Origin of the sequence: Corynebacterium rouxii (genome assembly GCF_902702935.1) — a bacterium.
GTDB classification, from domain to species: domain Bacteria; phylum Actinomycetota; class Actinomycetes; order Mycobacteriales; family Mycobacteriaceae; genus Corynebacterium; species Corynebacterium rouxii.
The window spans coordinates 1,550,314-1,566,105 of sequence record NZ_LR738855.1 but is presented as its reverse complement, the minus strand read 5'-3'; the positions used below and the strand labels follow the sequence as shown (position 1 = coordinate 1,566,105).

General features: G+C 51.1%; 12 protein-coding genes. All 12 read left to right on the top strand.

Annotated elements, in window-relative coordinates; genetic code table 11:
• Positions 1 to 3: 3 nt before the first annotated feature.
• A complete protein-coding gene (locus tag CIP100161_RS07770) occupies positions 4 to 3,564 on the top strand; it encodes a hypothetical protein (RefSeq protein WP_155873341.1) in 3,561 nt (1,186 codons plus the stop codon).
• A gap of 74 nt (positions 3,565 to 3,638) precedes the next feature.
• A complete protein-coding gene (gene ftsY / locus CIP100161_RS07765; RefSeq protein WP_014302089.1) occupies positions 3,639 to 5,189 on the top strand; it encodes a signal recognition particle-docking protein FtsY in 1,551 nt (516 codons plus the stop codon).
• Between the two features lie 102 nt (positions 5,190 to 5,291).
• Positions 5,292 to 6,008 carry an ammonium transporter gene (locus CIP100161_RS07760; RefSeq protein WP_070794650.1) on the top strand — a complete coding sequence of 239 codons (717 nt, stop codon included), beginning with the start codon at positions 5,292 to 5,294 and terminating at the stop codon, positions 6,006 to 6,008.
• A 156-nt stretch (positions 6,009 to 6,164) separates the two neighbouring features.
• On the top strand, positions 6,165 to 6,503 hold the full coding sequence (locus tag CIP100161_RS07755) for a P-II family nitrogen regulator (protein ID WP_010935133.1): 339 nt from the start codon (positions 6,165 to 6,167) through the stop codon (positions 6,501 to 6,503).
• Positions 6,504 to 6,514: 11 nt separating this feature from the next.
• Complete coding sequence (locus tag CIP100161_RS07750; protein ID WP_155873339.1) at positions 6,515 to 8,668, top strand: [protein-PII] uridylyltransferase; 2,154 nt, start codon at positions 6,515 to 6,517, stop codon at positions 8,666 to 8,668.
• A 109-nt stretch (positions 8,669 to 8,777) separates the two neighbouring features.
• Positions 8,778 to 10,394 (top strand): signal recognition particle protein, encoded by a 1,617-nt coding sequence (gene ffh / locus CIP100161_RS07745; protein ID WP_010935131.1) that lies wholly within the window; start codon positions 8,778 to 8,780, stop codon positions 10,392 to 10,394.
• Between the two features lie 233 nt (positions 10,395 to 10,627).
• Entirely contained in the window at positions 10,628 to 11,101 is a 474-nt protein-coding gene (gene rpsP / locus CIP100161_RS07740; protein ID WP_014303577.1) for a 30S ribosomal protein S16, read from the top strand.
• 129 nt (positions 11,102 to 11,230) lie between these two features.
• Positions 11,231 to 11,731, top strand: coding sequence for a ribosome maturation factor RimM (gene rimM / locus CIP100161_RS07735; RefSeq protein WP_085713559.1), 501 nt, complete (start codon positions 11,231 to 11,233; stop codon positions 11,729 to 11,731).
• Positions 11,731 to 12,609 carry a tRNA (guanosine(37)-N1)-methyltransferase TrmD gene (trmD, locus tag CIP100161_RS07730; RefSeq protein ID WP_155873337.1) on the top strand — a complete coding sequence of 293 codons (879 nt, stop codon included), beginning with the start codon at positions 11,731 to 11,733 and terminating at the stop codon, positions 12,607 to 12,609. Before rimM ends, trmD begins: the two co-directional genes overlap by 1 nt.
• Positions 12,593 to 12,961, top strand: coding sequence for a hypothetical protein (locus CIP100161_RS07725; protein ID WP_010935128.1), 369 nt, complete (start codon positions 12,593 to 12,595; stop codon positions 12,959 to 12,961). The genes trmD and CIP100161_RS07725 overlap by 17 nt, the downstream gene beginning before the upstream one ends.
• A 25-nt stretch (positions 12,962 to 12,986) precedes the next feature.
• Positions 12,987 to 15,263, top strand: a complete 2,277-nt coding sequence (locus tag CIP100161_RS07720; RefSeq protein ID WP_155873335.1) for a Tex family protein — start codon at positions 12,987 to 12,989, stop codon at positions 15,261 to 15,263.
• 173 nt (positions 15,264 to 15,436) lie between these two features.
• Entirely contained in the window at positions 15,437 to 15,778 is a 342-nt protein-coding gene (gene rplS, locus CIP100161_RS07715; protein WP_155873333.1) for a 50S ribosomal protein L19, read from the top strand.
• Positions 15,779 to 15,792: the final 14 nt, after the last annotated feature.

The window sequence follows — 15,792 nt, the reverse complement described above, 5'->3', positions numbered from 1 at the left end:
TTCATGACCGAGCCAGTTCATCCAATTGCAGATCTCACCGACTCACTTCTTGGATGGGCATCGCAAACCGAATTGGAACTGGCTCAACGTTTGGCTGGAGGCGGACTCGTCATCGCCGCGGGGCTTAGCGACGATGAACTTGAGCGTATTGAGCGTCTCTACGGCATTTTTCTTACCCGTCAGTTGCTCGCTGGTGCCGATTTCGCTGCACTGATTGGTGTAAGTCCTGCGTTGACATTGACCACCTTGGTGGCTCGTGCTCGTCGCGTAGTCGAAATCGATGATTTTGTTTCTGAATTCCTAGGTGGCCTTGGACTTGCAACCGATGAGTCTTCGGTTATCGACATCGATGAAGCAACAGCTGCTATCATGGCCGCAATTCCACAGTCTTTAGCTCGTTTTGAGCTCCTTGGAGCACAAGAGGCAACGGATGCACTTTCAGCCATTGTTTCTTTGTGCACGCAAGCTGGAATTGTGAACAACGAAGTTCCGGCATTGTTAGAGTACTTGGACGCGGTCAATGCCGAAGGAGCTGTGTCGAGTGAAGATCTTGTTGCAGCGATTGCTCAACAAGAAAACCTCCCATTGTTGGCTACTGCATTACAGATTGCGCCTGCCGCAATCACAGAACTTATTGATGGTGTAGCAGCTGTTCGACAATTTGCGGTGGACCATCATGACTCGTGGTTTGACCGTTCGCGCGAACATCTCACACCACAATTGCCGCGCCCCATTGAGTTCTCTGTAGTGTCAGAACTTCGTGAACGCCCCGTGGGCACAGTTGATCGTGAGGCTTCAGTCGGTGTGGCAAGCCGTGAGATGCGCCCTCGTATTCTATTCGATGCTGATCGAAGCAAAGTGTATCTCCGCTTGCCTGAGCAGCGCCTTCCGATTGCCGATGACGGTACTCGTGGCGAGATTACGTGGCGTGTGAGCATTGAAGGCACGACAAAGATCTATCACACCGGTAGCCCATGGGGAGATACCAGTGGCTTTGCCGAATCATTGGATGTTCATATTGAGCGGCCTGTTCGTGAACTGACGGTTCAAGACGAGACGAACGAAATTACGTGGACTGTTCCCGTACTGGCACATGATGATCCTGCGCTAGTTTTTAGCTCCCGTGGCACAAATGTTACAGATAAGGTGGCTTTGCATCACCAGAGTCTTATCGTGGTTACGCCTCAAGATGTGACGTTGACAGATGTGGTGAGCGGTGATGACATCGTGGCCGATTCCGAGACAGCTGTTGAGGGATGGGACAAATGGGTAGCTCGCTATCTTGATGTTTCTCATGTGACGTCGTTGTCAGCGGTAGAACCTGGCAAAAATGCCAATATGGAAACGCTGCGTAGTATTGATCCACGGCAGCGTGTTCGGTTCCTAGCTCCCAGTGAGCCAGTGGATTTTCTGAAAACTACCGGTGGGCTTCCTGTTCATTCGGAATCGCTCATTGCTGAGTTTCCACCGACTCCTTCTGGGCGCACCGAAACATGGTTCTTGTCTATTTCTTCCTTCGCTGGTGCTGGAGTTGCAGGCGATGAAATTACTGCGCCCGAGCCACTAGAAATTCCTGCAGAAGGCGGCGCTTTTGCTGTTTTCGATCCAGAGCTTTACGACGCTCCGTGGGTGGGCGAATACCTCGTACGTTTGCGCGGTCCGCGTAACGAGAGTTTCCGCCATGAGTTTGCGATCGTCGAAGGTGTGCAAGCAAACGTCAACATTGTGGGCGCTTGCCGTTCTTTCCGCATTCCATCAGGTGGCGGACTAAGCGAGACTGTTTTAACTTTGCGTTCTGGGGCTAAAGAATTTGCTGTAGAGCCCCACGAGGTAGTGGTTGGACCTCAGCAGCCAGCAGCGGACCTTGTCGTTTCCACTGAAGAAGGCGACCAGCTGCCGCTTCGTTTTACACCACCACGTTTGAATTTCGAATTGCCTATGGTGTCGGAACCACCAATGTGGCGTGCAAGCCGTGTCACGTTGCGTCCACGCGATGTTGATATGAAGGCTTCCTTGCGCATCCGTGGTACAGGGATGCTAGGTGATCCTAAAGTAACCGTACGAAACAACCATGGTGCACCGATTAAAACAGCCAAGCTGTCGAGTTGTGATGGCGGTCTTACTTATGTAGCGCCGATTTCTGCAATCGCTAGCTCGACTAATAGCGTTCCTTCGGGTCGTATCGACTTTGAATGGACGGACCCGATGAGTGATCGTCGTGTGTCGGTTGCTCTTGCAGACATTCAATCGACTGAGCCGGAAACTATGGAGCTGGTTGATGGAATTATCACGGTGACTGGTGCAGGGGAGCGCGGTCTCGGAGTGTGGGTGTGGCCTGCAACCGCACCATGGGAAACCGCTCGCGCATTCTCGGTCATCGATGGTCGCGTGGTGCTTCCAGAACAGTTGCGTGACGCCGGTCCATTAGTTGCACAGCTGCATATTAAAGATCCGTTCATGACATTGGTAACGCCCGTTGCTAGTGGCGTGACAGCGGTAACACTGGATCAACCTGGCCATTATGTAGGTACGGATCCTAACCTAGGCGCATTGTCAGCATTCTTGGCAGGGGAGACCGAAGAGGTCCCTGATGCCAACGAAATCATGTCAGTGCTCTGGGACATGGTGACTACCGGTGTTGCACAAGGTGAGTCCGCCCGAGCTGTTCGCACTGCATTTGTAAGCAATCCCAGCGCAGCGCTTACTGGCCTGTCGGAGTCACTAGTCCCAGCGGAAAAACAGCCTGGCAGGGTTGTAGAAAGTGGACTTGTTCGTGCGAAGTTCACCGCCTCCAACGATGAATCTGGGTCCTCGCATCACCGCGCACCTTGGATTGCAGTCCTTGAGCTCTTGGGCTCCCTTGACGCAATGACTGATCAATCTGGTAAGCCGATTGAACTGGAAACAGATGCCCCTGCGCCTGCTGGCAAGAAGCTGAGCGAGGGGGTCGTCGCAAAGCGTGCGTTGTTGGCCGAGATTAAGGAGCTGGCCGGCGAAAATGCGGTAGCGATTGTCAAAACGGCTCGTGATACCACTTTGGACACAGCATGTATTGACCAATCCACGGTTGCTATTGCAGGTATGGCAAAAGCTCAACAAGAAGCATTGCTTGAGATGTTCTTCTCGCGGTCGAAGATCGTGCCAGGCTTAATCATGGACGACGGCAACCGACTTCTTGCTGTTTTTGAAACGTTTAACAAGCGTGTTGAGCTAAACGAGCTACTGGCAAGTGAAGGACTCATCAAGTCTGCTGTGACATTGCTACGTACCCTGCGGAGCACAGATAAGAACCTTTATTCACTGGCACGAATCAGGTTTGACAAGCTCGATGGTGTTGATACGAACGCGCCAGAAAACATGTGGTCGCTTACCCCTGTTGTTTCTTTGGTGTTGGCTCTAGCTGCCCGCATGCATGCCCATGGATTTATTTCTTCGAACAAAACGCTCGATTCCGCAACACCCGGTTGGGCAAAACTTGCTGATATCGTTCCTGATCTTGTCACCGGAGATCTCATTGCCGCAGATGCCATCATTTTGGCCATGAAGAAACCAGGAATTGCGTAAAGCATCAGTGCTGCGGGGGCTATCGTAGCCCCCAAAAGGTGTAAAAGCCACGGCAATTTGCCACTATTAGATGTATGAACCTCATCCCGATAGTCGTCATTATTGCCGTGGTTGTGATTTTCGCCGTTGTTATTGGCGTGATCATTGCCCAGCGAAATAAAAAAGCGAAGACCGTAAGCTTCGAATCCGCCGCAGATTCAGAGCAGAAACAACTTACGCAACAGCAGCGATCTGGAAACTACCAAGCACAAGGAGAGTTTTCGTTCGCGCCCGCGCAGGCGCCTATGGCTGTTAAAGATGCAGTCCCTGCTACGCCGCCCGTGGGCTCGATTCAGGAACCTGAGTTGCCGCATGAAGAAGCTCCCATTGTGGATTCCGAGCAACCTTTAGATCACCAAGTGGAATCTGAATCTGATGCAGACAAAGCAGCAGAAGAAGCTCAAGCAGTTGTAGAAGAGGCTGCTCAGCTGCGTGAGGAAGAACAGCTTCGCGTAGAAACTGAGCAAGCTGCTCGCGATAATTTCGATGCACTCGAAGAATTTGACAAGCCTCAACCTGATACGAACAACGCTGCAGAGACTGAGGCTCAAGAGGCTGCTCTGGCTGCTGACGTAGTAGCTGAGGCTGCAGCTGAGGCGCGTGAAGTATCAGAACCATCGGATGTAGAAGAGGCACCGGTTGCCGAGGCTGTCACGGATTCCATTGATCCAGCAGTTGGTCGAATTGGACGTTTGCGTGGGCGCCTCGCGCGTTCCCATAACGTGTTCGGTAAGTCTGTCTTGGGAATGCTATCGGCTGGCGACTTGGATGAAGAGGCTTGGGAAGATATCGAAGCCTTGTTGATTCAGGCGGATCTTGGCGTTGGAATCACCACGGCTGTTATTGATCAGCTACGTCAGCTGATCGCGGAACGCGGTGTAGAAAACGAGGCACAAGCCCGCGCTATGCTACGCGAATGCCTCATTAATGCGTGCAAGCCTGAACTCGATAGATCTATTAAAGCGATGCCTTACGACGGCAAACCCGCCGTTGTATTGGTTGTAGGAGTAAATGGCACTGGTAAGACCACGACGACCGGAAAACTTGCCCGTGTATTAGTGTCATTGGGGCACTCGGTGGTGCTGGGCGCAGCTGATACTTTCCGTGCTGCAGCCGCAGATCAGTTGGAGACGTGGGGACGTCGCGTAAATGCGCATACTGTCCGTGGTGCTGAAGGCGCGGATCCAGCATCGGTTGCGTTTGATGCCGTGGCTTATGGCGTAGATTCTCATGCTGATGTCGTTCTTATTGATACCGCCGGACGCTTGCACAATTCTTCCAACTTAATGGATCAGCTGGGCAAGGTTAAGCGCGTGGTGGAAAAGAAGGCTGTCGTCGATGAGGTTCTTTTAGTTCTTGATGCTACGACGGGCCAAAATGGTCTGGCTCAGGCACGGACGTTCTCTGAGGTAGTCAATATCACCGGTGTGGTATTGACCAAGCTAGATGGTACGGCGAAGGGCGGAATTGTTTTCCAGGTCCAAGAAGAATTAGGTGTACCAGTGAAATTGGTTGGTTTAGGAGAAGGCTCTGATGATCTAGCGCCTTTCGAGGTCGAAGGGTTCGTCGACGCTTTACTAGGCTGATGTGCCGTGGTGCTTAATGCACCTTAAGCTTGTATGTCCCCCTTTTATCGTTGTTTCTATGAGCATGTAATTGTTCAAATAACGGCTGAAAGGGGGATTTTTATGTCTATTTTTAAGATGTTTTTCGTGGTGATAGTGGCGTATATCGGCTGGGGTTGGTCCATCTCGTTCAGACACCATGGTGTCGCGGGAGTTTTTGCGCATCCCTTTGAGTTCTTTGGACTGCACAATGCAGTGATCACAGACGACAGGAACATCGTTGACGGCAGCCACGGATATGCCAATGTGATAGATATCGGGTTTCAACTTACATTTGCTGCGATTGCTACCGCGTTGATTTCTGGTGCTAATGCAGAGCGAGTGAAATTTGGTACATGGCTTACGTTTGTTGGTTTGTGGGTCACTCTGGTTTATTGCCCATTAGTTTGTATGGTGTGGAATGATGACCTACTTTCAGCAGCGTCTGAAGACATAGCAGCACATCTATTTGGTACTCATGATGGGCGTGCAGCTATTGCGCCGATCGATTTTGCAGGTGGTTCGGTCATCGAGGTGTCCTCAGGTGTATCGGGCGTGGTGCTTGCATTGGTCGTCGGCAAGCGTCGAAGTTTTCTGCGCTCTCCGCAACGTCCGCACAATTTTCCGATGGTGATGCTAGGCGCGGCGTTGTTATGGTTTGCATGGTTGAGTTTTAATGGTGGATCAGCGTTTGGAGCCAACGGAACTGCCGCATTGGCATGGATGAATACGACTGCAGCAGGGGTAGCCGAGCTTTTGGGGTTGATTGGAAATATCGATTGCGTTACGACGACACCCTAGACATCGTAGGCGTCCATCTGGTTTCAAAGCTGTCCACGCCGAAACCGCCTATGACAATGCTGGTTCAGAGTTTCGCTAAACTAGTCCCCGTATGCACGAGGTAGGAGTGAAAACTGTTGCCTTATGTCGAGGTACAACATCGTGAGGAGATCCCCTATGAAGCTGGTGACGGCTATCGTCAAACCTTTCACCTTGACGGATATTAAAGATTCCCTAGAGCAAGTGGGCGTTCATGGCATGACAGTCACCGAATCTCAAGGTTTTGGCCAGCAAAAAGGTCACACTGAGGTTTACCGTGGTGCAGAGTATGCAGTTGATTTCGTACCAAAGATCAAAATTGAAATAGTGATCAATGATGACTTGCTAGACGACGTTGTTAAAGCAATCGTTGATTCCGCACACACCGGAAAGATTGGCGACGGGAAAGTGTGGGTTACTACGGTCGATGACTTGATCCGTGTGCGCACCGGCGAGCGCGGCGACAGCGCGGTCTAGATTCATTGTCAATGATGCCCTTTTCTGCCACGCCGGCTGATATCCGAGAACGAGCCTGTGAGCAAGCATTAGCTGTCATCTCGCAGCTTCAGATTCCCCCTAGTTGTGCAATCGCCGCTACGGGGTCTTTGGCGCGACGCGAGATGACAAGTTATTCGGATATTGACCTTATTCTTTTACATCCGGAAGGCAGTATTCCTTCAGGGCTAGAACACTTTTGGTATCCCATTTGGGATGCAAAAATCCGGTTGGACTATACCGTGCGCACTCCCAAAGAATGCGCCGATATGATTTCTGCCGAACCTACGGCAGCATTGGCATTACTAGATATTTCTCATTGCAGCGGAGATCCACAGTTAACGGCGACAACCCGCTGCGTCGTGCTAGAGCAATGGCGTCGGGAACTGAAGAAAAATTTCAACGATGTGACTGATACTGCGATTGCTCGGTGGAATCGTTCTGGATCCGTTGTGGACATGACCCACCCTGATCTCAAGCATGGGCGGGGTGGGCTACGAGATATTGAGCTGATCAGAGCATTAGCTCTAGGAAACCTTTGTGACAAACGTCCTCTTGGTGAGGAACGCCAACTATTGCTCAACATACGTACAATGCTTCATCAACATGCGGGCAGGGCACGTGATGTGCTCGATCCAGAATTTGCTGTTGACGTCGCTTTGGACTTGGGATGTGAAGACCGATACGACTTATCGAGAAGCTTGGCAAAAGCTGCACGCACTATCGATGATGCCACTAATGCCGCATTGTCTACAGCGCGCAATCTGCTCCCGCGGCGAAGTAGCGTACGAAAAGCAGTACGTCGACCAGTTGATATTGATGTTGTCGAAGTTGACGGGACTCTTGCGTTGTCGAGAACCCCAAATCTGGAGGATCCCAGCTTAGTGCTTAGAGTTGCTGCAGCAAGCGCGCGAACAGGTATGACGATTTCGGAATCAGCATGGAAACAACTCGAAACTGTTCCTAGCATGCCACCTACATGGCCGAGTGCTGCTGCTAGCAACTTTTTTGCATTGCTTAGTTCTTCGGTACATAGTCAACGAGTTATCCGAGAACTTGACGAGCATGGATTTTGGTCAGCAATGATCCCACAATGGGAGCATATTAGGGGACGTATGCCACGTGAATCCGTGCATATTCACACTATTGATGTTCATAGCATGGTGGTAACAGCCAACTGTGCGACGCAAAGTATTCGAGTTGCGCGTCCTGATCTGTTATTCCTTGCAGCCTTATTCCACGATATTGGCAAGGGGTATGGGCGTCGTCATGAAGAGGTCGGCGCAGAATTTGTCGTCGATATGGCTACAACGTTGCGGCTCAACCCTTCTGATACTCAAATCGTAGAGACACTTGTCGCACAGCACACCATAATTCCGCACATTGTTGGACGCTATAACCCAACAAGCGCAGAGGCGATAGACAAACTTCTTGATGCGGTCAACTATGATCTATTGACTCTTGATCTGCTAGAGGCACTAGTTGAGGCGGATGCCCAGGGGACTGCCCCTGGGGTGTGGAGCGCAGTACTGCGATACGGCACACGAGAGCTGTGCGCGCAGGCGCGGCAACGTCTTACCGCTATCGTCCCTAATCCACCTTCGCTGAGTGCTGTCTCGCCACTGGCCTTAACAGTTGTTAAAGACACCTTGCCAACAGGGAAGAACTATGCGGCAGAAGTGGAATGGTCTGGTGACTATGTCAGGGAGATAGTGCGCGTCCTAGCATTGATAGCTGCTAAGGAATGGAACATTGAATCCGCAGAAATTGTCGTGGTGTCTTCGGATGATGAACCAGCATCTGAAAACGGCTCGGTGGGAGTTTCAGCGCGTATGAGGGTATATAACCGACTCGGCACGCGTTTCGACTCTGCGGAATTTGAGCAGGCGTACAAGTCAGGCGTGCACTCGTCCTTACCACCGTTGGATCGTGGCAAATGCGCGAGTTTCTGGGTCGGTAATATCTTGGAAGTGCGCACGACAGATCGTCGAGCTGCACTAGGCCACTTATTGGGAGTGCTACCTGACCTTAAGTGGGCGCGGATGTCTAATCCAGGCGCCACGATGATTGTGCAATGCGAGCTGAAAGATGGCTTTGATCGCTCCAAAGTTGAGCGTGATGTGACCCGCGTGCTCACCAACGGTTAGCATAGGTACGTTAAAAGATAATGGGTCTGGGTGTTGCTGCGCTGCATCGCCGATCTCCACGTGTCATATGGTTGCTGGAGAAATAAAGTTTTAGAGGAGAGTACGTCTCGTGTTTGAATCCCTATCTGACCGGCTCGGCAATGCCCTTTCTGGGTTGCGTTCTAAGGGCAAGGTTACTGAGGCTGACATCAATACCGTTGCCCGAGAGATCCGCCTTGCGTTGCTCGAAGCCGATGTTTCATTACCAGTCGTTCGTGGATTTATCTCGAGGATAAAAGATCGTGCGTTAGGCGTTGAAGTCTCCAAAGCGCTTAATCCAGCAGAGCAAGTTATCAAGATTGTTGATGAAGAGCTAACGGGAATTCTTGGTGGCGAAACACGACGATTGAACCTAGCGAAGAACCCGCCAACGGTGATCATGTTGGCTGGTTTGCAGGGTGCTGGTAAGACCACTCTCGCAGGTAAATTGGCTAAGCACCTGGTGGAGCAGGGGCATACTCCGATGCTGGTTGCTTGCGACTTGCAACGCCCCGGCGCTGTTCAGCAGCTGACGATCGTTGGTGAGCGAGCAGGTGTTCCTACCTTTGCACCGGATCCAGGTACCTCTATCGATTCCAGTGATCATGAAATGGGTACGTCCCATGGTGACCCAGTAGCAGTGGCACAACAGGGTATCGCAGAAGCCAAGCGTACCCAACATGATATTGTCATCGTCGATACAGCTGGTCGCTTGGGCATCGACGAAGCCTTGATGACGCAGGCTCGCAACATTCGTGATGCTATTAATCCGGATGAAGTTCTGTTTGTCATCGACGCGATGATTGGTCAAGATGCAGTTAATACTGCAGAAGCTTTCCGCGATGGCGTGGATTTCACTGGTGTTGTTTTGACCAAGCTTGATGGTGATGCCCGCGGTGGTGCAGCGCTATCTATTCGAGAAGTCACCGGCAAACCGATCATGTTTGCCTCTACCGGTGAAAAGCTTGAAGACTTCGACATTTTCCACCCAGAGCGTATGTCTAGCCGAATTCTCGGCATGGGCGATATGTTGACGCTGATCGAACAAGCAGAAAAGAAACTCGATCAGCAACAAGCACTGGAAACTGCACAAAAGCTCGGTACTGGCGAACTTACTCTCGACGATTTCTTGAACCAGATGCTCATGGTGCGTCGAATGGGGCCACTAGGCAACATTTTGAAGATGCTGCCTGGTGGAAAAGCTATGTCGGACATGGCGGATATGGTTGATGAGAAGCAGCTCGACCGTATTCAGGCGATCATTCGCGGCATGACTCCAGCTGAGCGCAACGATCCAAAGATCTTGAACGCTTCTCGACGCAAGCGTATTGCTCTTGGTTCAGGAGTTTCGGTAGCCGAAGTTAATCAGCTTGTAGAGCGCTTCTTTGAAGCGAAGAAGATGATGAACAAAATGGCTGGCCAGTTCGGCATGGGTGGTGGATCGCGTAGTGCTACCAAGAAGAAGCCCAAAGGTCGAAAAGGTAAAAACGGTAAACGTAAGCCTGCTAAGAATCGCAGTGGCGGAATGCCGAATATGGGCGGTATGCCGGGTATGCCGAACATGGCGGAATTGCAAAAACTTCAGCAGCAGATGGAGCAGGGTGGCGGTATGCCAGGGATGGGAGGATTTCCTGGAATGCCTAAACTTCCAAAAGGCATGGAAAATATTGATCTCAACAACCTTGATTTCGGTCAAGGCAAGAAGTAATAGATTTGCTTTATAGTCGGTGCCGCTGACACATTCTGATTTGAAAGTGTCGGTGGCACCGACTATATTTACTGAAGTTGTCTGTAGTAGGGCAGCTTGTATTCTTTTCCTGCGTCATACCGTCACCGTCTACGGTCGGCCGGTGTGAGTCACCGCAGGTAAATCAAGGGATGAACCGGTTCGCTAAAAGGTGAACGTCTGTACTTCCCAGTGACCCACATAAAGGAGCCATCATGGCAGTTAAAATCAAGCTTCAGCGCTTGGGTAAGATCCGTACCCCTCACTACCGTGTAGTCGTTGCAGACGCTCGCACTCGTCGTGACGGTAAGGTCATCGAGAACATTGGTATCTACGAGCCAAAGCAGGATCCATCTGTCATCAAGATCGATTCTGAGCGCGCACAGTACTGGTTGGGTGTTGGCGCACAGCCAACCGAGCCAGTTCTTGCTCTGCTGAAGGTCACCGGTGACTGGCAGAAGTTCAAGGGTCTTGAGGGTGCAGAGGGCACCTTGAAGGTTGCAGAGCCTAAGCCATCCAAGCTCGAGCTGTTCAACCAGGCTCTTGCAGAGGCTAACGAGGGCCCAACCGCTGAGGCTATCACCGAAAAGAAGAAGAAAGCTAAGGAAGAAGCTGCTGCTAAGGCTGCAGCTGAGGCTGAGGAAGCCGCAAAGGCTGAGGAAGCTCCAGCTGAAGAGGCTGCTGAGTAAAACAGTTTTCTTAACCCCACGATGCTTAATGATCCTACCTGCGGGTAGGGAAAGTATCGTGGGGTTTTCTCATATCATTATGAGGTTTGAGATTCTGAAGATTACTGGCATGCGGTAGCCTTAGATCTCATGGAATTAATGATTGGTCGTGTGGTGAAATCCCATGGTATTCGTGGTGAGGTTGCCATTGAGGTAACTACGGAAGAACCAGAGATTCGGTTCGCGCAGGGTGAAATTCTCAACGGGCGACAAGGCGGGAAAGAACATTCCCTCACAATTGCATCTGTGCGACCACATCAAAATCGACTTCTCGTGAAATTTAAAGAAATTGCCGATCGTACTGCTGCTGATAGCCTACGGGGTACGCGCTTTTTCGCAGCTCCACTCGATGACGATGACGACGATGGATTCTATGACCATGAGCTAGAAGGTCTAGCCGTTATCCACGGAGAAAAGAAAATTGGTGAAGTATCCGGAGTTATACATGGGCCAGCTCAATCACTTTTAGAAGTAACCCTTGAAAGCGGTAAAGAGGTTCTTATTCCATTCGTCCACGATATCGTTCCCGAAGTTGATCTTGACGCTGGAACGTGTGTGATTACTCCACCGGAAGGGCTGCTGGAACTTTAATGAGACTTGATGTCATCACAATTTTCCCTGAATATCTTGATCCGCTAAGACACGCACTTTTAGGGAAAGCGATCGAGAAAGATTTGCTTAGTGTCGGTGTTCATGATCTGCGGTTGTGGGCTGAAGATGCGCATAAGTCTGTCGACGATTCTCCCTTCGGCGGTGGGCCAGGAATGGTGATGAAGCCAACGGTGTGGGGACCGGCGCTTGATGATGTAGCTACCATGTCGGGTAAAGCGCACATGGGTGCGCAATTAGATTCGGCACGCGTGCACGTCGATAAGCCTCGTCATGATGAGCTAGAAGGTATTCAATTTGCAGGTTATGATGCCGCAGAGATAGCAGAAGCCGATAAACCGTTGCTTTTGGTTCCCACGCCAGCTGGTGCACCCTTTACTCAAGAAGATGCACGCGCGTGGTCTAACGAAGAGCACATTGTTTTTGCTTGTGGGCGATACGAAGGCATCGATCAACGCGTTATCGAAGATGCTAAGAAAACCTATCGAGTACGTGAAGTCTCCATCGGCGATTATGTTCTCATCGGTGGAGAAGTTGCCGTTCTTGTCATCGCTGAAGCCGTAGTTCGCCTCATCCCAGGTGTCCTTGGAAATACTCAGTCGCATCAAGACGATAGCTTTTCCGACGGCTTGTTGGAAGGCCCAAGCTATACCAAACCTCGTGAATGGCGTGGATTCGAAGTACCTGAAGTGCTCACTAGCGGCAATCATGCCAAGATCGAACGGTGGAGGCGAGAACAATCCCTCAAACGCACGTGGGAAGTACGCCCAGAATTGCTGGATGGTATGGAGCTGGATCGACACGACCAAGCCTATGTAGAAGGCCTGCGGCGAGGAAACACCAGTGATAATCTCAACTGATCTTCAGCTGCTGATTTCTCCTATGCAATGGGATCAGGTGGCGTCTGAAATTGCACAACAACTTTCAGCTGTGGGATACAACGTTACGGATATTCGTGCCGAAGTAATCGACTTGACCTGTGAACCGGACAATATGCTGGTTAATCAGTGGCAGCAGGAGCATGGGACGATTCCCACTTCAGAGCAACTTCATAGGGTAGTTATTACCGGAGAATTTGATGGTGAACTGCGAAAAGCCACCGAATGTGTTGTGCGTCAGCTGCCAGAAGGAAGCTACTGGTACGGGACCTCGTTAGTAGGTGAGATCGAACCAAGTGTTACTGCTGCGTGCGCATGGCAGGCAGATGTGTAACTAGGCGGCTGCTAGGATTGTTCGAATGATTGCAGCTACCATTGCCAAAGAACTTGGTGTGAAACAATCCCAGATCGAAACGGCGCTGACATTGCTTGCAGAGGGCAATACGGTGCCGTTTATTGCTCGCTACCGAAAGGAAGCGACAGGGGGACTCGATGATTCGCAGCTTCGTATCATCGAAGAGCGTGCTTCGTATTTGCGTGAATTAGAAGAACGCAAGCACAGTATTGCGGAAGCAATTGAGGAACAAGGCAAGCTGACCGATGAGCTGCGTCGCAAGATTTTTGAGTGCGATACCAAGGCGCGACTGGAAGATCTCTATCTTCCTTACAAAAAACGCCGTAAAACTAAGGCTGATAACGCACGCGAAGCTGGCCTTGAAGCACTGGTTGATGAGCTCATCGCACATCCAAGCGCTGATTCCGAGCAGCGCGCTCAGCCGTATATAACTGCTGGTTTCGAGGACCCCAAGAAAGTACTTGAAGGTGCACGCGCCATCCTTGTCGATCGATTCGCCACGGATGCTGATCTCGTAGGTAATGTGCGTGAACGTATGTACTCCACCGGAACTATGCGTGCGGGAGTCGTCGCCGGAAAAGAAACTGAGGGGGCGAAATTCAAAGACTATTTTGAGTTTTCTGAGGCCTTTGACTCGCTGCCAAGTCACCGCTTTTTGGCGCTGCTCAGGGGTGAAAACGAAGGCGTTTTGCAGCTTGATCTGGATGCCGGAGATGATGAAATCTACCAAGGCATGATCGCTGATCGCTTTAAGCTAGACACCAATTCTGCATGGCTGGCTCAAGCTATTCGCTGGGGGTGGCGTACTAAGCTGCAGGTTTCTGCTGCCTTAGATGTTCGTATGAGGTTGAAGGAAAAAGCGGAGGCCGGCGCTCTCGAGGTGTTTGCGCGAAACCTTCGCGACGTCCTCCTAGCTGCACCAGCAGGACAGCGTGCGACACTTGGACTCGATCCTGGCTATCGCAATGGAGTGAAATGCGCTGTGGTAGATGCCACCGGAAAAGTACTTGATACGGTGATCGTTTACCCGCACCAGCCGCAAAACCAGTGGACCCAAGCAGTGCAGACGCTTGCTTCGGCATGTGCTACACATCATGTTGATCTGATGGCTATCGGTAATGGCACCGCTTCTCGTGAGACTGAAAAGTTGGCGCATGAAGTAGCGGATCTATTGAAAAAGGCTGGGGGAGCACGCCCTACGCCGGTCGTTGTTTCTGAAGCTGGTGCTTCGGTGTATTCAGCGTCTGAGACTGCTGCACGGGAGTTCCCAGATATGGATGTTTCGCTTCGTGGCGCAGTTTCTATCGCTCGTAGACTTCAAGATCCTCTGGCCGAGTTGGTCAAGATTGATCCGAAAGCGATCGGAGTGGGGCAGTATCAGCACGATGTAAACCAAACGGCTTTGGCGAAGACGCTTGATGCAGTGGTTGAAGATGCGGTTAATGCAGTAGGTGTTGATCTCAATACTGCCTCGGTTCCTTTGCTTGCCAGGGTAGCGGGTGTCAGCCCAACCATTGCAGAAAATATTGTCCATTATCGTGATGAACATGGTGCCTTTGTCAACCGTACAGCCTTAAAAAAGGTGCCAAGATTGGGTCCGAAGGCGTTTGAGCAGTGTGCAGGTTTCTTGCGGATTTCAGGCGGTAAGGATCCACTCGATGCCTCTGCTGTCCACCCTGAGGCTTATCCGGTTGTTCGTAAAATGTCCGAAGCTACAGGGCTTTCTGTGGATAAGTTGATCGGAAACTCCCGCGTTTTGTCTTCGCTTCGTCCGGCGGATTTTGCTGATGAGCGCTTTGGTATTCCGACAGTTACTGACATTATTGCGGAGTTGGATAAACCGGGTCGTGATCCGCGCCCAGAATTTAAGACAGCGACTTTTAAAGAAGGAATCGAAAAGATTTCAGATCTTAAACCTGGAATGGTTTTGGAAGGAACCGTGACAAATGTTGCTGCATTTGGCGCATTCGTAGATGTCGGAGTTCATCAAGATGGGCTCGTGCACGTATCAGCACTGTCAGACTCTTTCGTCTCTGATCCCCATCAGGTTGTTCATTCCGGTCAAGTGGTGCGAGTCAAGGTGGTTGATGTTGACACACAACGCAAGCGAATCGGATTAACAATGAGGCTTAACGACGACCCCGCAAAGCCGCGTCAGCGTTCCGAAACTCGGGAACATTCGGGTGCAAAACCGAAGCGATCGGGTAGTAAGGCTAAAAATAGCCCCGCTGCAAACGGATCTCTTGCAGATGCGCTGAAACGTGCAGGATTTGGCCATTAGATTTTCTGCGCGGATTAACTTGAAATACCAGTTTTTCACTGGCATAATCTTTCAAGTTGTCTGTCTCTGGTAGAGACGGCTGCTTCCATGTCTCGGGCACGAACCGGCCGAGCGCCCTGATGAGGGAAAAGCCGCTAGGGTCCTCTGTCCTATAAAAGTAAGGAATTGGTTTTATGAACCTTCTTGACAAGGTCGATGCAGCTTCGCTGCGCGACGATATCCCAGCTTTCCGCCCAGGTGATACCCTCAACGTTCACGTTAAGGTTATCGAGGGTAGCAAGTCCCGTATCCAGATCTTCAAGGGTGTAGTCATTCGTCGTCAGGGTGCTGGCGTTCGCGAGACTTTCACCATCCGTAAGGTTTCCTTCGGTATCGGTGTTGAGCGTACCTTCCCAGTACACACCCCTAACATCGACAAGATCGAGGTTGTTACCCGCGGTGACGTTCGTCGTGCGAAGCTGTACTACCTGCGCGACCTGCGTGGTAAAGCAGCCAAGATCAAGGAAAAGCGCTAATAGCTTCCTTGCTC

Excerpts from the sequence above, each read along its gene's own strand:
- CIP100161_RS07760 (WP_070794650.1), top strand. The coding sequence starts at position 5,292 with ATGTCTATTTTTAAGATGTTTTTCGTGGTGATAGTGGCGTATATCGGC.
- CIP100161_RS07755 (WP_010935133.1), top strand. The coding sequence starts at position 6,165 with ATGAAGCTGGTGACGGCTATCGTCAAACCTTTCACCTTGACGGATATT.
- CIP100161_RS07750 (WP_155873339.1), top strand. The coding sequence starts at position 6,515 with ATGATGCCCTTTTCTGCCACGCCGGCTGATATCCGAGAACGAGCCTGT.
- CIP100161_RS07720 (WP_155873335.1), top strand. The coding sequence starts at position 12,987 with ATGATTGCAGCTACCATTGCCAAAGAACTTGGTGTGAAACAATCCCAG.
- rpsP (WP_014303577.1), top strand. The coding sequence starts at position 10,628 with ATGGCAGTTAAAATCAAGCTTCAGCGCTTGGGTAAGATCCGTACCCCT.
- trmD (WP_155873337.1), top strand. The coding sequence starts at position 11,731 with ATGAGACTTGATGTCATCACAATTTTCCCTGAATATCTTGATCCGCTA.
- CIP100161_RS07770 (WP_155873341.1), top strand. The coding sequence starts at position 4 with ATGACCGAGCCAGTTCATCCAATTGCAGATCTCACCGACTCACTTCTT.
- rplS (WP_155873333.1), top strand. The coding sequence starts at position 15,437 with ATGAACCTTCTTGACAAGGTCGATGCAGCTTCGCTGCGCGACGATATC.
- ftsY (WP_014302089.1), top strand. The coding sequence starts at position 3,639 with ATGAACCTCATCCCGATAGTCGTCATTATTGCCGTGGTTGTGATTTTC.
- rimM (WP_085713559.1), top strand. The coding sequence starts at position 11,231 with ATGGAATTAATGATTGGTCGTGTGGTGAAATCCCATGGTATTCGTGGT.